General features: G+C 28.4%; 26 protein-coding genes. 3 read left to right on the top strand and 23 right to left on the bottom strand.

Annotated elements, in window-relative coordinates; all coding sequences use genetic code 11:
* Positions 1-65: 65 nt before the first annotated feature.
* From KQI42_RS04990 to KQI42_RS04980, 3 genes are read right to left on the bottom strand one after another with little or no spacing between them, the layout of a single operon-like run.
* Positions 66-1,424 carry a [Fe-Fe] hydrogenase large subunit C-terminal domain-containing protein gene (locus KQI42_RS04990; RefSeq protein ID WP_246566084.1) on the bottom strand — a complete coding sequence of 453 codons (1,359 nt, stop codon included), beginning with the start codon at positions 1,422-1,424 and terminating at the stop codon, positions 66-68.
* A gap of 42 nt (positions 1,425-1,466) precedes the next feature.
* Positions 1,467-1,943 (bottom strand): peptide-methionine (S)-S-oxide reductase MsrA, encoded by a 477-nt coding sequence (msrA, locus tag KQI42_RS04985; RefSeq protein WP_216517378.1) that lies wholly within the window; start codon positions 1,941-1,943, stop codon positions 1,467-1,469.
* Positions 1,944-1,974: 31 nt separating this feature from the next.
* Entirely contained in the window at positions 1,975-2,937 is a 963-nt protein-coding gene (locus KQI42_RS04980; protein WP_216517377.1) for an alpha/beta hydrolase, read from the bottom strand.
* A gap of 255 nt (positions 2,938-3,192) precedes the next feature.
* On the opposite strand from KQI42_RS04980, the gene KQI42_RS04975 reads away from it, so the two are divergent.
* Both KQI42_RS04975 and KQI42_RS04970 read left to right on the top strand, forming a co-directional pair.
* Positions 3,193-4,599, top strand: a complete 1,407-nt coding sequence (locus tag KQI42_RS04975) for an MATE family efflux transporter (protein ID WP_216517375.1) — start codon at positions 3,193-3,195, stop codon at positions 4,597-4,599.
* A 48-nt stretch (positions 4,600-4,647) separates the two neighbouring features.
* Positions 4,648-5,208 (top strand): TetR/AcrR family transcriptional regulator, encoded by a 561-nt coding sequence (locus KQI42_RS04970; protein WP_216517373.1) that lies wholly within the window; start codon positions 4,648-4,650, stop codon positions 5,206-5,208.
* A gap of 327 nt (positions 5,209-5,535) precedes the next feature.
* Here the strand turns inward: KQI42_RS04970 and KQI42_RS04965 are convergent, their stop codons facing one another.
* From KQI42_RS04965 to KQI42_RS04940, 6 genes are all read right to left on the bottom strand, one after another.
* Positions 5,536-6,234, bottom strand: coding sequence for an LrgB family protein (locus KQI42_RS04965; protein WP_216517371.1), 699 nt, complete (start codon positions 6,232-6,234; stop codon positions 5,536-5,538).
* Entirely contained in the window at positions 6,228-6,590 is a 363-nt protein-coding gene (locus tag KQI42_RS04960; protein WP_216517369.1) for a CidA/LrgA family protein, read from the bottom strand. Before KQI42_RS04960 ends, KQI42_RS04965 begins: the two co-directional genes overlap by 7 nt.
* A 227-nt stretch (positions 6,591-6,817) precedes the next feature.
* The gene (locus KQI42_RS04955) at positions 6,818-8,563 is read right to left on the bottom strand and encodes a DUF4153 domain-containing protein (RefSeq protein WP_216517367.1); all 1,746 of its coding nucleotides are present in this window, start codon (positions 8,561-8,563) and stop codon (positions 6,818-6,820) included.
* Positions 8,564-8,644: 81 nt separating this feature from the next.
* Positions 8,645-9,991, bottom strand: a complete 1,347-nt coding sequence (locus KQI42_RS04950; RefSeq protein WP_216517365.1) for a GTP pyrophosphokinase — start codon at positions 9,989-9,991, stop codon at positions 8,645-8,647.
* Positions 9,992-10,259: 268 nt separating this feature from the next.
* Complete coding sequence (locus KQI42_RS04945) at positions 10,260-11,795, bottom strand: DUF3298 domain-containing protein (protein ID WP_216517363.1); 1,536 nt, start codon at positions 11,793-11,795, stop codon at positions 10,260-10,262.
* A gap of 120 nt (positions 11,796-11,915) precedes the next feature.
* Entirely contained in the window at positions 11,916-13,280 is a 1,365-nt protein-coding gene (locus tag KQI42_RS04940) for an MATE family efflux transporter (RefSeq protein WP_216517360.1), read from the bottom strand.
* A 201-nt stretch (positions 13,281-13,481) separates the two neighbouring features.
* Between KQI42_RS04940 and namA the strand changes: the two genes are divergently transcribed.
* Positions 13,482-14,498, top strand: a complete 1,017-nt coding sequence (gene namA / locus KQI42_RS04935; protein ID WP_246566077.1) for an NADPH dehydrogenase NamA — start codon at positions 13,482-13,484, stop codon at positions 14,496-14,498.
* 38 nt (positions 14,499-14,536) lie between these two features.
* On the opposite strand, the gene KQI42_RS04930 is transcribed toward namA, so the two are convergent.
* The 14 genes from KQI42_RS04930 to hydF form a co-directional block, all read right to left on the bottom strand.
* Complete coding sequence (locus KQI42_RS04930; protein WP_216517356.1) at positions 14,537-15,286, bottom strand: peptidylprolyl isomerase; 750 nt, start codon at positions 15,284-15,286, stop codon at positions 14,537-14,539.
* A 355-nt stretch (positions 15,287-15,641) separates the two neighbouring features.
* Entirely contained in the window at positions 15,642-16,403 is a 762-nt protein-coding gene (locus KQI42_RS04925) for a GNAT family N-acetyltransferase (protein WP_216517354.1), read from the bottom strand.
* Positions 16,404-16,448: 45 nt separating this feature from the next.
* On the bottom strand, positions 16,449-16,907 hold the full coding sequence (locus KQI42_RS04920) for a DUF3788 domain-containing protein (protein WP_216517352.1): 459 nt from the start codon (positions 16,905-16,907) through the stop codon (positions 16,449-16,451).
* 19 nt (positions 16,908-16,926) lie between these two features.
* Positions 16,927-17,391 carry a GyrI-like domain-containing protein gene (locus KQI42_RS04915; RefSeq protein ID WP_216517350.1) on the bottom strand — a complete coding sequence of 155 codons (465 nt, stop codon included), beginning with the start codon at positions 17,389-17,391 and terminating at the stop codon, positions 16,927-16,929.
* 96 nt (positions 17,392-17,487) lie between these two features.
* The gene (locus tag KQI42_RS04910; RefSeq protein ID WP_216517348.1) at positions 17,488-18,399 is read right to left on the bottom strand and encodes a helix-turn-helix transcriptional regulator; all 912 of its coding nucleotides are present in this window, start codon (positions 18,397-18,399) and stop codon (positions 17,488-17,490) included.
* A gap of 233 nt (positions 18,400-18,632) precedes the next feature.
* Positions 18,633-18,830 carry a cold-shock protein gene (locus tag KQI42_RS04905; RefSeq protein ID WP_246566076.1) on the bottom strand — a complete coding sequence of 66 codons (198 nt, stop codon included), beginning with the start codon at positions 18,828-18,830 and terminating at the stop codon, positions 18,633-18,635.
* 272 nt (positions 18,831-19,102) lie between these two features.
* Entirely contained in the window at positions 19,103-20,266 is a 1,164-nt protein-coding gene (locus KQI42_RS04900; protein ID WP_216517346.1) for an ArsA family ATPase, read from the bottom strand.
* Between the two features lie 23 nt (positions 20,267-20,289).
* Positions 20,290-20,511, bottom strand: coding sequence for a hypothetical protein (locus KQI42_RS04895; RefSeq protein WP_216517344.1), 222 nt, complete (start codon positions 20,509-20,511; stop codon positions 20,290-20,292).
* 12 nt (positions 20,512-20,523) lie between these two features.
* The gene (locus tag KQI42_RS04890) at positions 20,524-21,690 is read right to left on the bottom strand and encodes an ArsA family ATPase (protein WP_216517342.1); all 1,167 of its coding nucleotides are present in this window, start codon (positions 21,688-21,690) and stop codon (positions 20,524-20,526) included.
* Positions 21,691-21,768: 78 nt separating this feature from the next.
* Entirely contained in the window at positions 21,769-22,263 is a 495-nt protein-coding gene (locus KQI42_RS04885) for a MarR family winged helix-turn-helix transcriptional regulator (RefSeq protein ID WP_216517340.1), read from the bottom strand.
* An 81-nt stretch (positions 22,264-22,344) separates the two neighbouring features.
* Positions 22,345-22,914, bottom strand: coding sequence for an amino acid ABC transporter ATP-binding protein (locus KQI42_RS04880; protein WP_216517338.1), 570 nt, complete (start codon positions 22,912-22,914; stop codon positions 22,345-22,347).
* A gap of 190 nt (positions 22,915-23,104) precedes the next feature.
* Positions 23,105-23,599, bottom strand: coding sequence for a methylglyoxal synthase (locus KQI42_RS04875; protein ID WP_425519747.1), 495 nt, complete (start codon positions 23,597-23,599; stop codon positions 23,105-23,107).
* A gap of 112 nt (positions 23,600-23,711) precedes the next feature.
* Positions 23,712-24,713 (bottom strand): alpha/beta hydrolase, encoded by a 1,002-nt coding sequence (locus tag KQI42_RS04870; RefSeq protein WP_216517336.1) that lies wholly within the window; start codon positions 24,711-24,713, stop codon positions 23,712-23,714.
* A gap of 105 nt (positions 24,714-24,818) precedes the next feature.
* A complete protein-coding gene (gene hydF, locus KQI42_RS04865) occupies positions 24,819-26,033 on the bottom strand; it encodes a [FeFe] hydrogenase H-cluster maturation GTPase HydF (RefSeq protein ID WP_216517334.1) in 1,215 nt (404 codons plus the stop codon).
* Positions 26,034-26,050 lie beyond the last annotated feature (17 nt).

Raw genomic sequence — 26,050 nt, 5'->3', positions numbered from 1 at the left:
TTCTATTACTTAATTCTACAGTATTTCCATAAGAAAAAGAATCCCTATATTGGGATTCTTAATATTTATAGTTTTCTCTCAAATATTTCTATCTTCTCTTTACAATTAAAATCCTCTAAATTTTCTATTCCTAAACCTTTCAAAAACTCGTTCATTACTCTATTGTTTGTAGAAATTTTTACTTTAGATTCTTCTCCAAAACTATCTACCATTTCTTTACCTTTTTCCTTTGGTATAAGGGTTTTTGGTCCCCCTACACATCCTCCATCGCAACCCATTCCTTCTAAAAAGCTAACCTTAATCTCTCCTTTAAGAGTATCTTCAAGCATTTTTTTACATTCTTTTATTCCACTAGCCTGTTCACTAGTAAAAATATCAGTTTTGTCTGGAAACATATTTCTCACAGCATCTTCTACTGCTATAGACACGCCTCCTATTCTTCCATAGATTCTTCCACCTTTAGAGGCATATTGACTAGATAATTCTTCATGCAGCTCTTCAAGATTAATGTCTAAGACATGGAAAATATCCTTTAATTCAGTAAAAGTTAAAACATAATCTATAGCATCTTTTAAATCTTCTGCCTTTGCTTCAGCCTTTTTTGCTACACAGGGTCCTATAAATACAACCTTACATTCTGGATCTAACTTCTTAATAACTTTGCCCGCCGCAATCATCGGAGATATTGAAGGTGATGTATATTTTATCAGCTCGTGAAATTTACCTTTAATCATTCCAACCCATATAGGACAACAACAAGAAGAAAGCATAAAGTCTTTTTCTCTTAAAATATGTCTATCAAATTCTACTGCTTCTTTAATTGTTAGCATATCAGCAAAAAATCCTACTTCCACCATATCAGCAAATCCTATTTTCTTTAATCCGGCTCTTATTTGTCCCATAGAAACATTCTCACCAAACTGACCTACAATAGCTGGAGCTACAGCAGCTATAACCTTTTTATTTCCTCTTAAAGCCTCTATTAAAGGCATAAATTCTATTTTATCAACAAAATTTTTATTGTGGCATAAATCTACACATAATCCACAATCAACACAAGTTTCTATATTGATTTCTACTCCTAAAGTATCTTTCCCTATTATAATGGCATCAAAAGGACAAGCATTTTGACATATAGTCCTACCGTCAATTTCAACACAATCTCTAACACAAGAGTTAACATTTACTACTACTTTATTACTTCCTTTATAAGTTTCTATAGCTCTTTTTATGTCTTCAGCAAAATTATTGGAGTACTTTACATCAACTCCACACAGACTTGAAATTAATTTAGCAAACCTTGCTTTATCCAATTCCTCTTTATCTAAAACCTCTTCTATTTTTTCCTCAAAAACATCTTCATAATAAGCTTTCAATAAATCTCTAAATAATCTTCTATAGCTTTCATCACTAATCATCACCATTTTCCCATTCCCTTTTTTCCAAATATATACTTAATTTTTATTTTAATCTTCTAATTTTATATGGCAATAACCGCCAGGATTTTTCTTTAAGTATTTCTGATGATATTCTTCTGCATCATAAAAAGACTTTAGTGCCATAATTTCAGTAACTATTGGTTTATTATATTTTTGTTTTTGTTCCTCTAAAGTTTTATTTATAATTTCTAAATCTTCTGGATCAATATAATAGATTCCAGTTCTATATTGATTCCCAATATCTGGTCCCTGTCTATTTAATAAAGTTGGATCAATTATCCTCCAAAATTTATTAAGCAAAGATTCCAAAGAAATAACACTTTCGTCAAACTTTACATAAGTTGTTTCAGCATGACCTGTTGTTCCTGTACAAACTTCCTCATAGCTTGGATTTTCACTTACTCCGTTGGCATAGCCAACTTTAGTCTCTACAACTCCATCTATTCTAGACATATATTCTTCTACTCCCCAAAAACATCCGCCAGCTAAATATATTTCTTTCATTTCTATACCTCCTAATTTAATATCTTTATCTTTATATACCCTTAATAAAGTTTGTTAATTCTCTTATTAATTCTTCATTAAGTGGTAAATCAGGTTTATTATAAGTAGCCATATTTTTTTCTCTATCCTTAGGTGAATCTTTTAATATATGATTCATTCCCTCAATTATAACCAATTTACTATTAGGGTTTCCGCTATGAAGAATTTCTGAATCTTCAACTCCAATTTGAATATCATTATCTCCTTGCAGTATTAAAATTGGTACTTTTATATTAGAAATCTCTTCAACAGGATCATATTTAAACCAAGAGATTATATAAGGTTGAACGCTAGGTCTAAATATTGAATATAAATCCTCTGGAGGGTTCTTTATAAGATTACCCTTATTTAATTCTTCTAATAATGGAATACTTCTATTATAGATATCCCCTGGTTGGTCCTCTAATTGTCTTTTTAAAGTATCATAAGCTGAATAGCCCATACCTGCTATTGATACAAAACCGTCTACATTAGATTCATAAGCTGCTGTGGCTCCTATTAATGCTCCTTCACTATGACCTATAATAATAACTTTATTGAATCTCTTATCTTCTCTAAGTCTGTTTACCCAGCTTATGGCATCAGAAATGTAATCTTCAAAGATTAAGTCCTCCTCTTTTTCAACCAGCCCTTTACTAGCTCCAATCCCTCTTTTATCATATCTAACAGAGGTTATGCCTTCCTCAGCTAAAGATTCTGAAATCATTTTTAGACTATTATTCTTTCCTGATATAGGATTGTTCCCGTCTCTATCCGTTGGTCCAGAGCCAGATATAATAAGAGCTACTGTAGAATTGTTCCATTTTTTAGGTAAAGTCATTGTACCATGAATAATACCTTCTTCTAACTCTAAATTATATTCTTCTTCAGTAAAACTCTTTTTAGTACATCCTATAGTAGCTATCATAACAATAGATATTACAGTACATAGAATAATTCCATTTACTTTCTTCACAAAATCCCCTCCATTTCCCTTATGGTTTTTGCCAGTTTCTGTAATACACATTATATAATACAACAATTCTAAATGTAGTACAATATTATCTTATATTTAAAATTACCCGATTATAGATTACTTTAACCCTATGTTTTACATTTTATTCCTATCCTTAATCTTGACAAAAATATAGAAGGATCTTATAATGAATTCATGTTCATTTATTATGAATTTATGTTCATATAATGTTTTTTTATTAAGGAGATGATTTAAATGAAGGAAAATAATCGTAGTCAACGTACCAAATTAATGGAAGAGGGAGATATTAAAAAAACCCTATTAACTTTAGCTATACCAACTATTATTGCCACATTAATTAGTGCAATATACAATTTTGTAGATACCTTATTTGTAGGTATGCTTAATGATACTGCTGCTATGGGTGCTGTATCTATAGCCTTTCCACTATTTATGATAATTTCAGCCCTAGGTCAAATGCTGGGTGTAGGCTCAGCATCTCATGTTTCAAGAAGTTTAGGCCAAGGAAATAAAAAGGAAGCAGATAAAACAGCAACTACTGCTCTTTTTTTAGCTATTGTTATTTCTATAGTGGTAACTATCTTAGTAATAATATTTCTAAAGCCTATTTTTATCTTAATGGGTGCATCTGAAACTATTATAGGTCCATCTTTAGAGTATTCTAGATGGTTAATCCTAGGAAGCATATTCACTATTATCAACATGACATTGAATAATTTAATCAGGGCTGAAGGTAATGCAAAATATAGTATGAATGCTCTAATAATAGGAGCAGTTTTAAATATAATTTTTGACCCAATATTTATGTTTACTTTTGGACTAAAACTGAAAGGTGCAGCTATTGCTACTGTGTTGGGCCAAGCTATATCTACTATATATTTATTAAGCTATTATATGAAGAAAAATTCTTATGTTAATATAGAAAAAAATCTTATAAGTAAAAATAAAGCAACATATATTGAGATATTTAAAATTGGACTTCCTGTATTTTTTATGCAATTTTTATCTAGTATAGCCTTTGGTATTCAAAATGCTGCTACTTCCACTTATGGAGATGATGCATTAGCAGCAGTAGGAACTACGTTAAAAATAAATATGATACCTCTATATATAATGATGGGATATAATCAAGGTTTCCAACCTTTTGCAGCTTATAATTATGGAGCTAAAAATCTAGATCGAGTAAAGGAAGGTCTGAAAATATCAACTATATGGATAATGTCCTTTGGATTTATATTTACAATTTTATTCTGTATGTTACCAGAGCCATTTATTAAACTATTCACCAAAGATCCACAAGTAATTGCCTATGGTATAAACAATTTAATAGCTTTTAATATTTTTACACCATTAGTTGGATTTACGCTAATTCATACTGGCTTGTTCCAATCCCTTGGAAAAGGTATTCAATCGGCTATATTATCTATAGTGAGGCAGGGATTATTTTTAATTCCAACACTTATCATATTGCCAAAACTATTTATTCGATATGGAAGCAATTTAAGCTTTTTAACTAAATTATTACCTAATAGTATGAATTATGGATTATATGGTATAATGTATGCACAGCCTCTTGCTGATTTAATGTCCTTTATATTAACTGGACTCTTAGCCATATCATTAAATAAAGAATTTAAATAATGTTTTAAATTATGTAAATAAATATAATTCTATATCAGGAGTGATACAATGCCTAAAATAATTGATAATATTGAAGAAATAATTTTTCAGTGTGCTGAAAAATTATTTTATGCTAAAGGCTACGACAAAGTTAATATGAGAAGTATTGCCAAGGAATGTAATATTGCTGTTGGTACTCTTTATAATTATTATCCGAATAAAAATGACTTATATATGTCTATAGTTACAAACAGCTGGGAACAAACTTTTGAAAAACTTGATTTAATTTTAAATAATGAATCTGATAGTAATAAAAGACTTATTGAAAGCATTGAAATCCTATACGATGATATAACTAAAAGACGAGGCATAGGAGTACATTTAAAAAAAATAAAAGGAATGGATCCTGTTCAGTTTTCAGAGTTTCAAAACTTTATTATTGCTAATATGAAAAAAGTATTCGCAGATGTTACCATAAAAGAAAAATGGAAAGAGGATAAAAATATTGTTGAAAAGTTAGTTTTTTCCCTTTTAACCAATATTGGTTTCCTTATTGATAATTATCCTAACTGTAGAAATAACAATATTGAATATATTTATAATTCTTTAATATCATTTTTGAAAATATAAACCCACTTCAAAGCTAAGTGGGCTTTTTACATAATATCTTGATGGCAATCTACTGAATAAAAGTTACTTTCTTATCATTATGAATAAGATACCACACTTGAGAAAAGAATGGATTTTTTTAGCTATTTCATCATAGTTCCAAGGAGGTGCCTCACATTCTGGACACCAATGACCTCCCAACAAAACCAAAGCCGGACTGGCTTCAAATTCATGTCCAAAGGCACATCTCCACTTTAATATTGTAATAAAAATATTCTTTTTTATTTCTTTCCTTTTCTCTTTAAATAAATATATTTACAATATACTTCATTACATTTATGTATTATATTAATACATACTCAATAAGCGCATTACAAAAGGAGCTAAAAAAACGGTAATTAATCCAGCCACACTTATAGCTAAAGAACTCATTGCTCCTTCTACTTCTCCTATCTCCATAGCTTTAGCAGTTCCCATAGCATGAGATGCTGTACCAAAAGATATACCTTTAGCTACTTCATTTTCTATTTTAAATAATTTAAATATGAAAGGTCCAATTATATAGCCACCAATGCCTGTTACCACAACAAAACCCATTGTCAATGCAGGAATCCCTCCAATTTCTTTAGAAATGTCCATAGCTATAGCTGCTGTTGTGGACTTAGGTATAAGAGATATCATAAGTATTTCATCTAAATTAAATAGTTTGCTTAAAATAATTATTGAAGCTATGCCTGCTATGCTACCTAAAAATATTCCTATTATAATTGGCAAGGCATGTTGTTTTAAAAGCTTAATCTGTTTATATAAAGGAACCGCCAAAACCACTGTAGCAGGGCCTAAGAAAAAGCCGATTATACTACCACCCTTATTATAAATTTCATAATCAATATTAAAATAAATTAAAAATCCTATTATTGCAGCTATAGATATTAACAAAGGATTTAGTATTGATATTTTAAATTTTTTATTAATAAACTGACCGAGAGCAAAAGCTGCTATAGATATAGCTACTCCAAACAAAGGTGTATTTAAATATTCTACCATATTTTTTCTCCTTTCTTATTTTTAACAAGCAGCTGAACTGTTACTCCTGTTACTACCATTACTACTATAGTGGATACCATAACCACTATAAATAAAGGTATGACTTTTCCCTTAAATTTATCTAGAGAAGTAAGTATACCTACTCCAGCTGGAACAAACAAAAAAGATAAGTGTTCTAGTAAAATGGAACTAATTTTTTCTACCCATTGCAATTTTAATATTTTTAGTAACAGAAGTACTAAAAGTATTATCATACCCATTACAGTACCTGGTATAGGTAAGTTAAAATGCTGCTGTAAGATCTGCCCGACGAGTAAGATAGTTATTATTATTCCTAGTTGTTTTAATGCTTTCATTTTGTCACCATCCTTATTAGTCTTAATATACTTATTATACATTTAATATTGATATAATAAAATCATTAATCGTACCTAGAAAAAAACAGGGTATTAAAACCCTGTCCATATATGTTTAGTAGTGATGGTAGCATAGTTTAACTTATCATATCTCGTTCTTCCCTGACCATCTATAATATCCACTTTTTCTTTTTTATTTTATCTATACTTACCCAAATATAATGGATTTATCTCTTTTTATGAATTAATAATATACATTCCATATTTTCTAGGATCAATTTATCTTTTCCTTCTATTCTTCCACTGGAATTAATAAATACTATTTTAACTTTAACATTTTCATTTTCTTCTTCAAACGTCATATCTTTTAATTTTATTTCAGACATATTTTTAGGATTGTTGCCTTTTATCTCATAAATTTTTTCTATATACTCTATTATATTTTTGCTAAATAAAATCTTTTCGCCTTCTATCAATGTCAAAGTATTATTAGACTTATCATATGAAATATCCATATTATCCACTGTAATGACTTTGTTATTCCAGCTATTTATATTAATATAATAATCATAATCTTTAATAACTAATGGCTCTTGCCAAAGGTTTATACTATAGTAAAAGTAACTTTCCGCTCCTGGATAATAAGGTGTTGCATAAGGAAATCCTATTATATCTTCCATATCTGCTATTTTAAAATCCATTGGCAAATACTTTATATCTGCTAGAGAATGATTATTGCTAAAATAAGTTATTATACTGCTTATTTCTTCTTTATCTTCTACAGGTATATCTGGTTTCTTCTGTACTTCTCCATTAACTAGCATTTCATTTCTCAATAAAATCTTTTCGAATCTCTTATTTTGGCTTAATTTTGACAATGAGTAGCTACTTAAAGGACCAAATATTGAATTTAAAATAACTATGGATAAACTTATGGGTACTGCAATATTTTTTATAGGTTTTTTACCTGATAAATAAATCATAACTCCCATCACCCATAGTCCAAGAACTAAAACATAGTATCTATTTTCTGTTATTCCATATTGTCTAATTCTTATGCCTATAGAAACAAACATCATAAATAGAATTGGCAAAACTAATTTTGGAAACCATGTCTTAAAATTTTTTCCCCATTTATTTTCCACTGGTGTAATAAAAAATATAACTCCTACACTTAATGCTGAGTACCATAAGACTAGATGGGAAACTAAGCCTTTAGGCCACTGTCTTGTAATAAGTATCTTTGCAAAATAAGCATAAAGAATTGCTGTATATGCAGTAATTAAAGGAATTACTATATACAATAATAATATTTTTAAAGATCTAGGATAAATATAATTTTTAAACTTTTCCTCTGAAGTTGGTATTCTTGATAAAAATAGAGATAATCCAAAAATAATTGCTACAATTAAAAACATATAATAATAAATTTTACTTTGAATATATACGTCAAATAGTTTATCAATAGTAATTAATATAGCAGATATTCCAAAGTAAAGAGCGAAAGAATAAATAATAGTTAAAAAAAAGCTAGAAAATACCTTTATTACATAATCCTCATAATTTTTTTCTTTTCCTATCCAAGGTATATAATAAAAAGCTAAGATAAGAAATAATATAGATCCTAAATATCGAGTAATAGATACCATATCAAAATCTTTAAGCAGGAAAAAATAATATAATACTAATACAATTATGCTAACTAAATAAGATAAAATTCCTTTATATTTTTCCTTTTCAAGTAATCTTTCTTTAATTAACCCAACACACAAAGACAAAGGAACCCCTAATCCAATTACCATATTTATTCTTCGCAACATCTCTCTTCTCTCTATATTTACATGACTGCCTACTTCATTTAAATAAATAAGAGAAATCACTAAAACAATTGAAATACCTATGGTTATAGGAAATCTTTTGACACTATTTTTAATACTAACTAAGGTATTTCTTATTTTATTAATGACTTTCACTTTTTCATCTCCCTTCACACTAAACTATTGTATAATATATTTACCCAATTATAAAAAAGTATTTGGTAGGACCAAATACTTTTAAAAATTATAATTCATTATTTCTTCTAGTATTTTTTCTTTCTGCTTTCTCCAATCCTCATAGTCATTTACACTTCTAAAGATTTTTTCTATATTATTATTTAAAGAATTGATACTACAATTGTTTATAAAATCAATATCTGTTTCCTTACTAAAACAATTTGCTATAGCATCCATTATAGAGTTTGTTATTTCATCTTTATCCTCTTTTGATAACTCTTTATTCTCCAAAACTGTTATTATATTTTCGTAAAATCTAAACTTAATAAACCTAATAAAACCTTCAAAATCTTCAGCGTTGTTTCCTTCTTCAATTTCAAATATTATTCTAAATAAAAGATTCCATCTAAAATCTTTATTTATTATTTTCAATATACTATTACCTATTTTATCACAAAAGTTATCCTCAAAATAAATGTTTCTTTCAAAGTTTATATAATTATTGAAGCTTATTTCATTTCTAGAAATATCATTTAATCTATTTAATATTCTTAAAAAGTTTGGACTGTAATTCTCTGATTCTTCAGGTCCATCCTTCGTAGAAATATAATTTACAATAACATCTGTAGATTTTTTGAAATCTACTACAAATCCAATTTCCTGTCTAACTTTTACAATATAAATATCGTGAATGATTTTGGATAACAGTGCTTCCAATTGGCTTTTTTTAGTAGCAGAATTGCTAGCATCCATATCATTTAAATGATTGTATACTAACATCAATTGCCTATCTATCATAGCCAAGTTATCTTTAATAGATGACATTATATCTCTAAAAAAACCTTCCGTAAGCATATAATTAAAATTCTTGTATAGTATCTTATGGTCTATTTCACCCCAAAATACATTAACTAATGATTTTATCTGTAGTTCAAAGTTAACAGTCATTCCATTCTTACTGTATTTACCATCAATTTTATAAATTTCAAATCCATTTTTTTGTTTTTGAGGTTGTTTTTCATCTAGTCTTAACATTATATTTGAATTAAGTGAATTAGAGTAATATCCATCATCTTCCTTTATATTGAATAATTTGAGTATATCTTTATAGATCTTATTTTCATCCTCAATGAACCTACATTCAATTCTAAGACCTATTAAATCCGATAAATTTTGAAATAAATTTTCTGGAGTTTTATATTTTATGTAGAAGTTATGCCTTAATATTTTTTCTTTTAAACTTTCAAGAGATTTAATTCTATAATTTACATTTAAAAAATGATCATTTATGGAAAAGCTATCCATAAAAAATTTTTCTAAAGTTTCAGCTACTTTTTCTAAGTCATCTTTGTTTTCTTCTATAAGCTTTAAGGTCTCATCAATAAAGTCAAATAATTCAAGCTTCATACCTCATCCCCCTAAGGATATTTTATAATGTGTAGGAAAGTATAAATTTCCCTATTTTAAACTTGACCTAAAGTGCATTTCTAAAAAGACCTTTTTATTTGAAACACTGCAATATAAGTCTTTTTACAAAAACAAATAATACTACTGAATACTTAAAGAACTTTCCCTATTTATTATACCATATATTAAAAAATATTAGCCCTATACTTTCCTAAACATAAAAAAGCAGAAGGAATGATTAACTTTCCTTCCACTAATATATAGTCTTTTACTTAGAGATATTCAGTATACCATTACTATCTACTGTCACTTTTAATTTTAATACATCTTCAAAATAATTAACAGGTACAAAAGCAGTTCCGCAGTTATTTATAGCCTTTTCCTCTAATTTTAATGAAGATTTCATATAACCATAGCTATTCTTACCAATAGAAATTATACTAACTTTTCCTTCATCTAAAGTTATACTATTGTTTTGTGGATTCCATTTAACTTTATATCCTAACGCCTTTGATACCTTTGAAACTGGAATCATTAAATTACCTTTTTCACTTTTATACATATCTTTGTTTAAATTAATCTTTTTTCCGTTTACCATAATCCATCTATAGTTAGTTATCTCTTTTGTTTCTTCTTGAACTGGCACAAGTTGAAATAAATCATCTATTCCATCAATGACTGATGATAGTTCCCTATATTCATTATATTCTTTAGTATTTTTAACGTAAGGATTGGCTCCATAAGTCTTTGCTAAATATACATAATCTTCGGTTTTTGCTATTACAAATCCTATACTTTCCTTATTTCTTCTACTTAAATCTTTGTAATCCTTATTATCCATTACCATAATTGATAATAAGTTACTTTCTTTAGTTCTCTTATATTCTGGTTTATATATAAAATCAACTTTTGCCTTGTATTGATCTATATCATATTTTTCTACTACATATACTTTATCCTTCCATATTGGAGCGATTTTAAAAGTAAAATTATATTTATTATTACGATAAATATCTTTACTGATTACAGGTATTGGATTCTTTAAAATATCGCTTAAAGAACTTAATGATATTTTAAACTGTGGTATTCCTGATGATCCTGGAGCTATTTCATATTTTGGAAAAGCTATTACTAAATTTCCATCATTTACATAGAATTGTTGTGTATCAGTAATAGTCTTAAATCCATCATCTCCTGAAAAATATTTATCTTTATCCTTAGCTATTTGCCTTTTAATTTCATTATTAATAATTTCTTTGTAATTACTATTTTCTTTGAAAATATCTTTTATTTCTAAGTTCCTATTAGCTAACCTATCAATATTATAATATTCATTTTCAGTTATACCATTAGCTCCACCTAAATAAGTATATTTTTCAATTACTATTGATAGTATATTTTCTGTATTTTTAACATGGAATCCATACTTAAATTGTGATTCTCTTATATCATGTCCTTGTTTTTTCTTTTCAGCATTTAATTCATTTGCATCTTTTTCAAATTCTTCTTTTGCTTTCATAGCATGTAATTTAATTAAATAATTTAACTGCTCTTCATATTTACTATCTTCTAATCCACTTATTACTGGTATTTCCATATCTATTTTTATATTATCTTTATTATAAGTAATTTTTTCTATGTTTATTTTTAAATTATCACTTTTACCAACAACAAATTCATATGGAATAAATTCGTTACACTTTTTTGTATAATTATCTTTACTTTTATCAGCAAATGCATAAGATATATTACCCAAGGTTAAACAACCAACTATTCCATATACAACTATTCTTTTCCCATTCATGAAATCATCTCCTTTTTCTATTTATTTATATTTTACCTTATTTATTTTAAAATATGGTTACATTCTGATTACGATTTGTTTACATATTAGAAAAACTGCTTCCAAAGAAGCAGTTTCTATTTATATACTTTCAGTTACATTTCTTACCCATTTTTTCGAGACAATTCTTGGTATTCCAATAATTGCCTTTACTACTTCGTCTGCAGTTATTAGAACTTGAACTAAATATACTGGAAGTTTTAATACTAATGCTCCTATAAAGGCTAAAGGAACTCCCACAAGCCAAACTGTACCTAGTTCCAAAAGCATAGAAAAGGTTGTATCTCCTCCACCTCTTAAAATACCTACTATCATAGTGGCATTAAAAGTTTTCACAAAGAAGAATAAAGCTATTACTGTAAGCATTTTTTTAGAAGTATTATATAACTCTGGAGTTAAATTTCTAAACATCTTGAGAATTAAATCTGATGAAAAATATAAAACTATTCCAAGCAATATTCCAGATGTAGTAGCAATAATTAAATATCTCATACCATAAGTAATGGCTTCATCTTCCTCTCCAGCTCCAATTTTATTTCCTACCATTACAGTACATGCATTAGCTAGCCCCCTTGCTATTACCATAAATACATTTAATACAGTATTAGAAATCTGAACAGCTGCAGCAGCTTCCTTTCCTATTCTTGCATAAGCTATTGAATACATTACCATTCCCAAAGACCAGAATCCCTCATTTAATATAACGGGATAACTTGTCTTTAGAAAACTAAATATAAAATCCTTGTTCCAGCTGGTTAACTCTTTTATATTTCCTGCCAATACTCCTTGGCGATCAGAATATATAGCATATAAAGTAAAAATTACTTCTACTATTCTTGCTATTAAAGTTCCATAAGCAGCTCCTTTTACTCCTAATGCAGGAAAACCAAGTTTTCCAAAAATAAGTAACCAATTAAAAAATGTATTTACTAAAAAGGATATGCCGCTAACTCTCATAGGCATTTTAGCATCTCCAATACTCCTTGATGCTACACCATAGGAAATACTTACAGCATTTATAATATAGCTAAAAGACACTATCCTTAAATAATCACTGCCTATCTTAATTACTTCTACATCCTTTGTAAAAATTCTCATTAAATATTGAGGAGTAAAAAATGCTAAAATAGTAAAAATTAATCCAATCATACTACTTAAAGAAGTAGATAGTCCCAGTATTCTCTTTATATTTGAAGTATCTTCTTTTCCCCATAATTGGGCTATAAATATGGAAGCCCCGCTGGCTACTCCAAAAACAAGTACTGAATAAAAGAAATATATTTGATTAGCAAGACCTACACCTGCAATACTAGCTTCCCCTAAACTACTAATCATTAAAGTATCTACCATATTTAAAGAAGATGTAATTAAATTTTGTAAGGTAATTGGTAATGCAATAGCTATCATTGATTTTAAAAAAACTTTATCTTTCCAAAACGACTTCATATTTTACCTCCATTCTTAAAATATAAAGTATTGGCTATATATAGAAAAAATAGCAACATTAATCATTCTAACATAATAATCTTATTTTGTATAGGAATAAGGTATTATTCATTAATTTAATACATTTAATGCATAAAAATAACTAAATTTAGATAATATTTCTGTTACAGTGGTATATATATAAAAAGGATGGTGATATATTTGAAAACATTTAAAGAGTATAAAATTAAAGGATTAAATCTAAAAAACAGAATAGTAATGCCTCCTATGTGTATGTATTCATCAGACAGTGAAGGCATGGTAAAAGACTTCCATATAAATCACTACGTTTCAAGAGCTATGGGAGGCGTGGGCTTAATAATTTTAGAGGCTACAGCAGTAATTCCAAATGGAAGAATAAGTAGCAAAGATTTAGGAATTTGGAAGGATAATCACATATCTGGTTTAAAATCCATAGTAGATGGTTGTAAAGAATATGGTGCAAAAATGGCAATCCAATTAGCCCACTCAGGGAGAAAATGTGAAGCTGATGAAAAATATATAGTCGCTCCTTCTCCCATTCAATTTAATAATGAATATAAAGTTCCAAAGGAGTTAACTAAAGAAGAGATAAAGGATATAGTTCTAGATTTTAAAAATGCTGCAATAAGAGCAGATAAAGCAGGTTTTGATTCTATTGAAATTCATGGAGCTCACGGATATCTAATACATGAATTCCTATCTCCTCTATCCAATAAAAGAATCGATGAATACGGTGGAAGTATTGAAAATAGAGTTAGATTCCTAAAAGAAATCTTATCTTCTGTTAAAGAAGTGTGGCCTAAAGATAAACCTATTCTCCTTAGAATCTCTGCTGATGATTATAAAGAAGGTGGAATCAATATCCACGAAATGGTTAAAATTATCAATCTCGTAAAAGAAGATATTGATATAGTTCATGTTAGCTCTGGTGGACTTGAAAATGTAAGAATTGAAACTTATCCAGGATATCAAGTAAAATATTCTGAAACAATTAAAGAAGAATGTAATATACCTACTATAGCAGTAGGATTGATTAATGAATACGACCAAGTAGAAGAAATATTATCAAATAATAGGGCAGATTTGGTGGCTCTTGGTAGAGAATTACTAAGAAATCCTTACTGGGTACTAAAAAGTGCCTATGAAAATAATTTTGATATAGAATATCCTAAACAATATGAAAGAGGATTTATGTAGTTAACTTAAAAAATGAGAAGATTAATCTTCTCATTTTTTTATAAATTAATTTTTGCCTCATATTTGTTTTTCAACTCTTCAGTTCTATTTAAGTATACTTCTTGTTGTTTCTTTCCAATAATTTGTTGAGTAATTTGATTTTTTACTTCATCAAGTTTACTGATACTTGCTTCATTTTTAGAGATTAATTTAATAATATGATATCCAAATTGAGATCTTACAGGTTCACTTATTGTGTCTACTTCCATGCTAAAAGCTGCTTCTTCAAATTCTACAACCATTTGACCTTTTGTAAATTCGCCTAGATCTCCACCTTTATCTTTTGAAGGACATAAGGAATATTTTCTTGCAGCTTCTTCAAAACCTAAACCTTCACTTATTTCCTTAAGTACTTCATTAGCTTTGTCTTCACTATCTACTAAAATATGACTCGCTCTAACGGATTCTGGTTTTTGAAAATGTTCTTTATGTTCATTATAAAATTCAAGAATTTCTCCCTCTGTAGCAGATATATCTGATATAACTTTCCTAAAAGCATATTGTTTTAGAAAATTTATTTTTATCCTCTCTAGTTCTTCTTTAAATTCTTTTTCTTCATTAAGTCCATTTTCAATAGCATCTAAGTAAAGTACTTCCTGATTCACTAGTTCATCAACGACTCTTTTCATACCTTCTGGTGATTGAAATTGCATAGCAGTTTGAGGTCCTAAATCGTTTAAAAATTGTAGTACATCTTGTTGAGTTATCTCTTTTCCTTTGACTATTGCTACTACTTTGTTTTCATTCATATTAAAATTCTCCTTTAAATTAAATTTAAAACTATTGCCGCATTTAGAACGTATCATATAGGGTTTTTGTTGTCAAGAAATGTTATTGAATGCTATTTAATAATATTTAAATTTTTTAATATCTAATTAAATCAATTTTAACATTTCTTCTCTCATCTCTTCTTCTAAATATAGTTTTTTAGTAATTATCTAATTAATATTCACAGGCTTAATTTTATATGAATGTTAATTAGATTTTCTCTTTGTTTTTAAATGGTTACTATCTTTAGCTATTCCACATCTTCTATGGAAATCTCTCTTAATAAAATAAAAAAGTATACTATAACCTTCTCAACAGTATACTTTTTTTACTTTGTTATTTTTTAATATCGTCTATTATCTTTTGAAATTTTTTAAAGTTTAGTTCTTGAGTAATAAACTTTCCTCTATAGAATAGGGAATAATTCGTATAAGCACAAGGTCCTTTTATGGCTTTTTCTCTGCTATCTAGCTTCACACTTTCATATAATATTCCATTTTCTTCAGCAAACTGTTTTTGAACTATGTTAACATGATAATCATTAAAAGGACAAGCAGCAGAATAATATACTTTAAATCCGCCATTATCACCACATGTTCCTTCTCTAACATTGTATAGAAAAGTAGGAATCTTAGAATTATCTGTAAAACTTAAATAAAGAAGCTCAAAATAGGGTTTTGCAGTATCACATACCTTGAAGTTTTGTTTTACGAAAAATTTTTTATCACTCATAAAAGGTCTTTTCTTATCACTACAAAGTATGACTACTCCATCTTTTCCTTTTAATCTAGCATCATTAATACACTTATCTAACAGATATTTGCCATAACCTTTGCCTGCATAACTTCCAGATACCCAAAAACAATTAATAACTATATAATTAGAAGCATTAACAGGTAAGTAAGCTATTTCAGAAGGACAATATTCTATAAATACTTTTGCTCTTGCATCTAATTTATAGAACACATATCCTTGACTAATTTGATTTTTTAACCATTCCTTTTTTTCTTCGTATCCGGATTTACACTTTTTATCCGATATTGCACAACATATATGCTCCTTATTAACATTCTCTTCTGTTAATGTAATAAAATTCATTTTTACTTCCCCTTATTTAATCTCTCTACTAAAAAATACTTGTCATCATCTACAAATCTTTTCATTAGAAATATTTTTTTGGACTTTAGTCTGGATAAGTCTTTTTACATCTTCAAGAATCTTCCTGTCTGTTACATTTATCATCAGCCATTTAGTACCATTAAAAATAGCACTCTTATCATATATTTCTAATACGTATTTTGAATAGTTACTTCTATCCATATCAAAAATTATTCTATTATCCTGTCCAAGTACAACAAGAACTATAAAAAAACCCTTTTCTGGATAAAGTGTACAAAGTGCTTTACCACTCTTTTTATATTTTACATTCCAGCCTGGCTTTCCAGAGCATGCACTATATACTATATTAGGTTTTACTTTAAAGTTATCTTCAATGTAAGCAATCATTTCATGCCACATTTCCTCTGCATCCCCTTCAATATATGTACTCATCTCTTCCATTGAAGGCAGATGTGCCCTATCCATAATTATACTAATAGACACAAAATCACATCCCTATCCATTACTCTTTAACTTTAATAGGCATAACAATTTTAGTAAGCAATTCTTCTTCAGATACCTCCTCTGGAGAATTATAATAATATTCATAATATATTCCTACCTGTTCATATTCATTTTCCTCAATCCATTTAAACATTTCATTATACGGCTCTTCCATTTTAGAATAAGATCCTTTATGAACTTTCGATATAATCATAGTCTGAGGAATCTCTCTATATTTAATTTCCCCCTTATTTGATAGATGCTTTGAAACTGGAAATCCCATCTCAACATCTAAATTATCCATATCAAGATTGTAATAAGCAGTAAAAGGTACGTCTGTAGGTTCTTCTCCGATTTCTTTTAAATATTCTATAATCTTCATATAACTTTTACCTATAACTTGTGATAAATCTTCAATGGTTGTCTTTAATCTAATTGATAATACAGGTTGTGGGTTTTGTTCCTTTAATTCAATTCTACACATTATAATTACCCCCTCATTGGCTATTTAATTTATATTTCCAACTCTTGTAAGTAATTCTAACATAGTAAAGGTGACAACAGTATGTCATATTAGAGATTATTTTTCATAAACTTTTAAAGCTTTTTTCATTCTATCTACAACAATTTTTCTTATATGTTCTGGTTCAACAACCTCTACAAAATTTCCAAATGACATAATATGTCCATAAATCCACTCATCTTCTGGAAATGTTACCGTTACAGAACAAGTTCCATCAGCATTTTTAATTATATATTCTTCATCATAATAATCAAATACACGACTTAAAGCTTCTGGTTGAAAATGTAACTTTAAGGTTACTAAAGATGTAGTTTCTTCTCTAGATTCTTTCTTCTGTGAACTTTCTACCTCCTTACGCTGAAACACTTCCTCTGTTACAAACAGATTTTTAATTCTTGATATCCTAAAAATTCGAAAATCTTCTCGTTCTCTGCAATATCCCCATAAGTACCAAGCTTGCCCCTTGAAAATAAGACGCATAGGTTCTATATAACGCTTACTTTTAATTCCGTCAGAATTTACATAATCAAAGTATATTACTTTTCTACCAATTATTGAACTTTTAATATCCAAAAACTTATTGTACTCATTTGGACTACTTCCCCAATGGGAAAAATCAATATGTACCCAATCATCAGTATCTATTTTATTAAATAATGCTCCCATTTTATCCAGTATAATATTAATTTCTGGATACTTTGTAGTCTGTAGAGTCTTTAATGCCAATATTAAACTTTCACTTTCCTGTTCAGATATAAGAGTTCTGCTAAGAGAATAATTATCTAGTAAAGATATTCCTCCTCCTTTACCTTTATTAGTATATACAGGTACTCCAGCTGAAGAAAGTGTATCAATGTCTCTATAAATTGTTCTTGTAGAAACTCCGAATCTTTCGGAGAGTTCTTTTGCAGTAACAGTTCCTTTATTAAGGAGGATTACAACTATTTCAAATAACCTATTTATTTTCATATTATTCACCCTTGTTCTATTGTCTTTAATATTTCATACTTTATTTTACTAAGTTAAAATATTATTGTCTAATATAATTATTAAAAGTTTACAACAATAGGGCTAAATGTTTTCATTATAATTTATTTATTATATTTTTCAAAATCTCTAGTACTATCAAAGATTGATTATAATTAAATATACAAAAAACCTCTTAAAGATTATAATCTTTAAGAGGTTATGTATCCATTTTATTAGATAATGTTAATATTTTCAGCTTGTGGACCTTTAGGACCATTAGCTACGTCAAAAGAAACTTTTTGACCTTCTTCTAATGTTTTGAATCCTTCTTTATTGATTTGTGAGAAGTGAGCAAACACGTCTGTTCCATCTTCTGCAGTAATAAATCCAAATCCTTTGTCTGAGTTAAACCATTTAACTGTACCATTCATAATATATATACCTCCGAAATTTTATTCCTTTAATTCGTTGTAAAAAATGCCACCAATAAAATTTCCGAAATAAATACAATAATTTAAACTCAGCAATTACTAGGAACATATTCGTGTAATAATATTTTACTTCTGAATTAAGGTCAAATACTATAATAACACTTTATTTAAAATAATGCAACTATTATTTTAATATTTTTTATTTAGTCAATATATAATAATTCCTTTTCTCCTAAATCTAGGAACTATATAGAGTGTTTCATCTTTACTTTTTAGTTAAAACTAATAATCAATTTTCCTTCACTATAATTCGCACCAGCTACTTCCTTAGAGCAAAGCTTCTTTGGTAGTAAAAAACTTCTCTTTTCATTTTTTATAGAAATACTTAGTTCATCCCCTTTTTGATAAAGTTTAAGTTCTTTTTTATCAACAAAAGGAAGATTTATAATAAGATTGTATCCTTCTTTAGGTGACCTTTCTACTTCAAATATTTTCTCTTGAAACATTATTTTTTCTGGAGCAATCTCTCCATAAATTGAATCTCCCATATTAAGCAACGATTCATATCCCCTTATTTCCTTTTCCATAAGCTGACATTTGAAAATTGGAATGGGGCTAAAACTTTCGTTGATATCCATAATACTGTCTTTTTGAATATCTAACCATTTTTCAAAATAACCTTTACCTATAGTATCTGAGAATACTTTATTGATAATTACTGCATCTACGTTAAAGTCAAAGAGATGTAAATAAGTAAAACTTCTTTTTGATTCTTTGATAACTATCTTTTCATGAGTAGTAACTATCCTTATACTAACCTTTTCTTTATCGAGTAGAAGTGAATGAAGATCATCGATCTTTTTATATAATAATTCGATTTCATCAAAAACTTTTTCATCTGGCATTGGTATTTTTAAAGTTGATTCTACAATAGGTTTTGCAAGTTTTGCTCCTTTCTTTTTTATTGGAAAGAACTTCTCCATCCACCATTTGAAAATTTCTGGAAATTTAAGTAATGACATAGTTTCTCCAGTTGGGGCACAGTCTACAATAAGAACATCATATTTATTCTCATCATGAATTTCTTTAATCTTCAATAAAGATAATAAATCTTCAAATCCTGGAAATACCAACAGTTCCTCACTTTCAATATTTTTATTAGATTTTAATAACATAAGCTGCTCAATATATGACTTTATATTTCCCCAAATATTTTCATTCTCTAATACTACATCAACCTCTAATGCATCAAGATTTCCTTTTATTTTTGTTGGAGTATTTGAAAGTCTCAAATCAAAAGAATCGCTTAAGCTATGAGCTTGATCTGTACTCATGATAAGCACTCGTTTACCTTTCTTAGCTATTTTACAAGCTGTAGCTGCTGCCACACTAGTTTTGCCTACACCGCCTTTTCCTGTATATAATATAATTCTCATTTCACCCTCTCCTTTACTGTATTTTAAGAAAACTCTATATCTACCTTCTTTACTTCATCTGCTCCTCTTTTATTTTCTTTTAAACTTTCCTCAATAATCTCAACTGTTACATCCTTTAAAAAACTCATAGATTCTTTTTCTAAATCATTAAGTTTGCCTCTTATACAATCTGGTAATATTTCCTTAAAAGCTTCATATTTAAGAATTTCTGCTTTTATGATTTTCTTCATAAACTCTTTGTTCATATTTATCACCTTCTATTCAAAATATATAGATAAACAGCCTTCATTTAAATTTGCTTTACTTATAGAGTAATTCCTCAAGATATTAGGCATTGGAATAATCCTTTTAAAGTTGCCCATTTTAATAATAATATCTATTCCAGATTCAAAAAGATCAAAATCTCTTTTATCTGTAAATGGCAGATAGACATTTAGTTTGTATCCTTTTTCTAACTTTTCAAAAGTTTCATTTACTGTGGTTTTTAGAACTTTAAATATATCATCACCTTTCAACGAATCCTCTATAATCCTTTCAAGTCCCTGGATTCCATTAATATCTACCTCATACCAATTGATCTCATACATTGGTATATGAGTAAATACAGAATGAATTTCTTCCATATATTTTTTCTGGATTCTTTTCCATTCATCAAAAAAGCTATTTTCAATTTTATTTGGTAAAATTCTATTGATATATAGACCGTCTACATTAAAATTATATAAGTTAAGATACATATAATTTCTCTTAGTCTCCTCCAATACCATTTTCTCAGGAATAGTAACAAGTCTAATGCTACATATATCCCTATTTCTTAATAAATTTTGAAGCTCAAAAAGTTTAATATATAGTTTTTCAATGTCATTTATAGCAACATTATCAGGCATTTCGATTTTAAAAGCTGCCTTAGATATTGGTCTTATTATTTTCAAAGCCACCTTTCCTATGGGAAAAAGTTTTTCCATGTACCATGCAAAAAGTTCTGGAAATTTAAGCAGTGATAAAGTTTCTCCAGTTGGTGCACAATCTACTACGATAAGATCATATATGTCTTTTTCATAAAGTTCTTTTATCTTTAGCAAAGAAAATAATTCCTCCATACCTGGAAAAGTCACTATATCCTCAAAGCTCTCCGCATCTTCTTCATTAGCAAAAGTAATCATCTTTTTAAAAGCATTTAATATAGAACCATAATATTGTTCCATTTCGTAATTAGCATCAACCTCCAATGCCCAAAGATCTTTTTGTATCTTTGTGACCTCATTTTTTATATCTTCCATGAATATATCACTTAAACTGTGTGCCATATCAGTACTTACTATTAATGTTCTCTTCCCTTCTCTAGCAGCCTTTAGTGCATGGGCTGCAGCAACAGTAGTCTTTCCAACTCCACCTTTACCTGTAAAAATTATAATTCTTCCCATAATAACCTCCTTTTAATTCTGTTTCAGAATAATTCTGTTTCCGAAGTATTTTCCCAAAAAACAACTCAGTAAACTGAGCTATTCTATTTCTATTTTTTTAATTTTTTTAATATCTTTTTCATTATCAATTTTATTCTCTTTATATAAGACTTCAATAACTTTTTTAAAAATACTCGTGGCAACTTTTTTTTCATCTTCTGTTAAACTTTTATATATCTTTCTAAAATAATATTCAATAATTTCTTTTTCTTTTGCTATAACATCTTTTGCTTTACTGGTTAAACTAATTTGCACAACCCTTCTGTCTTGACTACTTCTTATTCTTTCAACCATCTCTTTTTTCTCAAGTCTATCAATTACTCCTGTAGTGGTATTAAGAGGCGCATTTATATACTCAGATATTTCTGTCATATTTGCAACTTTATATCTATAAAGAAATAAAAGTGACAATATCTCATTTTTAGAATGATCTAAAAAAATCTCACTCCACTGGTCTGGAAAAAATAAAAATTTAAATTGATCTAAATAAGTAAAAAATATCTCTTCTAAACTTTCGTTTTTATCCAATCTCATAATGCTATTCCTCCAATTAGTTCGATGTTCGAAGTATATTTTCATACTATCATCTAAGTGTATTTTTGTCAATATTTTTTATTAGGACCTCCTAAACCTTCCAAGGAACTTCTTTGCCCTTATATTTTTAGGACTTCCAAATACCTCTTCAGGTTTACCAATTTCTAATATATCTCCATTATCCACAAAAATAACTTTATCTGCAACATCTTTAGCAAAACCCATTTCATGAGTTACTATTATCATTGTCATATGTTCTAAAGTCAATTCTTCTATAAGATCAAGTACTTCTCCAACTAATTCTGGATCCAATGCAGAAGTAGGCTCGTCAAACAACATTATTTTAGGATTTAATGCCAGTGCTCTTCCTATAGCCACTCGCTGTTGTTGTCCACCAGAAAGAGTAGATGGATATGCTTTCCACTTATCTTTTAATCCCACTTTTTCTAGTACCTCTATGCCTATTCTACTTGCATTTTCTTTATCAATTCTTTTTACAATTATAAGACCCTCTGTAATGTTCTCTAGAACCGTTTTTTTCTTAAATAGGTTAAAATTTTGAAATACCATCGCGGTAGATTTTCTTATATCTTTTTTATGAACATTCCTAATCAATTTTTCTTGTGACCTATAGATTACAGTTAAATCCATCTATTAACATAAATGTTTTGAAGATACATTTTTTCTTGAGCTTACAATGGATCTTCAATATTTATTTAAAATCTTTAGTAAATAACAAAAAACCTTCCTCAATTTAGAAAGGTTTTTTTATATTCTTATTTACCAATGATAAATAATAAGCTATTACTACATAAGTTTTTCTAAAGCTTTTATTACCAAACTATTTATCTATATCTTCAATATAATCATTTACTCTATTATGTATTTTTCTAGAATAATCTGTAACTTTTCTATAATATTCCTCATTCATTAGCGGTGAAGAAAGCATAAAATCAGCTGTTGAACGATTACTTGCAACAGGTATATCATATAAAACTGCAATCCTAAGTAATGCCTTTACGTCTGGATCATGGGGTTGTGCTTCTAAAGGATCCCAGAAAAAAATCATAAAATCTATGTTACCTTCAACTATACGAGATCCAATTTGTTGATCTCCACCTAGTGGACCACTTTTAAAAGCTTTAACAGGCAGCCCAATAGATTCTGTAATTAACTTAGCAGTGGTTCCTGTTCCAGAAAGAAAATGTTTACTTAACTTATCTTTATTAGCCTCTGCCCACTCAACTAAATCCTTTTTTCTATTATCATGAGCAATAAGTGCTATGTGTTTTTGTTTTTCCATTTTAGCTATTATGAAATTACCCTTTTCTTTCACTTTAAGTTCCTCCTCATTGAAGATTTTATCTAATCAACTACCATGTTTCCTTTTCCTTATTAATTAATTTATTTATGAGAAGTATATTCTAGTTATAATTATTTGTATTACGTCAATTACTAAAATAGTTATTTAAAAAAGTTAGTATGACTTCTGTATATTCTTTATCGCTTTCTGGATTTTCCATATTATAGTCTTGTACTATAAAATGTAGGTCTCCCTCTCGCACCCAAGTTTCTACATGACCTGGAGCATTTTTTATAATTCTTTCAAAGCTTGAAAATGGCACTTGAGTATCATCAGTAGAATGCATAATCAATGCAGGACGTTTACCTAAATTTTTAATTTCATTTTTTGGATTAATATTAAAGCTGTCAAATCCATATTTAAAAGTTGTATACATTTTTATAAAAGGTTTCTGAATTTGTGTAATTATTTTGGGAGCTTCTGAATTTATCATATTATCACAAAATACATCTTCAAAAGAGGAATATGAGGACATACTTATAAGTCCATCTATTTCATCAATTTTACCTATTGAATTTATTGCAACAGCTGCCCCCATGGACAATCCATATACTACTATTGGTACATCTTTATATCGTTCATTTGATTTTATATAATCAACTACTGCTTTAGTATCTAAATGCTCCTTAAATCCTAGACCAATTACATCTCCATCACTTTCTCCATGTGCTCTCATTTCATAGAGAATTGAAGCGTAACCATTTTCCTGCAACATTTTTGCATGACCGAAAAATGCTGTAACTGAAGGATTATGTATACCAGAAATAAATATTATAACCGCCTTAGGAGTTTCTTTATAAACTTCATATGCAGCAATATTTAAACCATCTTCTGTCTTGAGTGTAAGGTGTTCAGACGATATTCCAAACTCCTCAGCAGCGTATGTTTCCTTAAAATCAACATGCATATTAACCATTTTATTTATCATAATAGGTGGCAGCAATGAAAAGGCAATAATGGATAAAATAAATAAAGAAATTAGTAACCAAGCAATAATTTTTTTAATTTTACTTTTTCTCTTGGGTCTGTTCTCATATATTTCTTCTTTATTTATTACATTCTCATTGTCAATCTCTGTATTCCCCAATTTATATTCCTCCTTTTAACATTCTTATTTTTATGTTCTATCTTATAATTGTACAATATTTAACATGTAATTATAAGATAGATTATAGGAGAAATTATATATTTTTTATTCTATAAAAACTTTAACAGCCCTATCTAATATTCCCGTTAAATAAGCTAATACTACTCCATAATTAGCAATACTCACATTTTTTTCTTTACAAACTCCCAATCTACTCTCCATTGTCCTTTTATTTAACATACAAGATCCACAATGAATTACTAGATCATAGGTATCTAAATCCTTAGGAAAATCTTCTCCCATCTTAAACTGAAAATTTATTTCCTTATCTAGATACTTCATTAAAAGTTTAGGGATTTTAACCTTTCCTATATCTTCATGAGAAGTATTATGGGTACAGCTTTCCATTATTAATACCTTAGGGTTTTCTTTTTTTCTTAACTTTTCTATCTTTGAAGCTCCATCTAAAAATATTTTTAAATCCCCTTTTTGTCTAGCCATGATAATAGAAAAGCTTGTTAAATTTATATGGGAAGGTACTATTTTATCTACTTTTTTGAAAGCTTGGGAATCAGTAACCACTAGATCTATATCTTTTAAATCCTGTAGAGCTGAAGTTAATTCTGTATCTCTTACCACATAACTTTTTATTCCATGATCTAAACAATCTCTTATAAGCTGTACCTGTGGAAGTATAAGTCTACCCTTTGGTGCTTCTGAATCTACAGAGATTACCATGATCACTTTACCATTATAAGGTATAATATCACCTATTAGAGTTTCTTCTTTTTCTTCATCCTGAAGCCTTCTTATTAATTCACCTTTTAACTCTATCACGCTACTAAAATCATTAATAGATACAAACACTAAATTTTCCCATTCCATTTCTATCTTTAGCTTCTTTTTCATGTTTTCTAATTCTTCTTTTGAAACCTTATCAATTTTGTTAATAGCTATAATATAAGGTATATTTTTTCCTTTAAATCTCTCTATAAACTCTAAATAATATTTCTCATCTATATCATCTATTGCCATAACATAGATGGCAAGATCTGCCTTATCCAAAGTCTTCAGAGACTTTTCAACCCTTAAATTCCCAAGTTGACTGTCATCGTCAATACCAGCTGTATCAATAAACACTACAGGTCCAAAGGGGATAAGTTCTATTGATTTAGATACCGGATCTGCAGTAGTTCCTTTTATATGAGAAACTAAGGATATTTCCTGTCCGATAATTTCATTCATCAGAGATGATTTCCCTGCATTTCTCTTTCCATAGAGTACTATATGCTTTCTATTGGCTTTTGGCGTATTATTCATAGATTTTCTCCTTTTAT

Origin of the sequence: Tissierella simiarum (assembly GCF_018917865.1) — a bacterium.
In the GTDB taxonomy this organism is placed as follows: Bacteria; Bacillota; Clostridia; order Tissierellales; family Tissierellaceae; genus Tissierella_C; species Tissierella_C simiarum.
The sequence above is the reverse complement of the archived record's forward strand: the minus strand, read 5'-3'. Positions and strand labels throughout refer to the sequence as shown.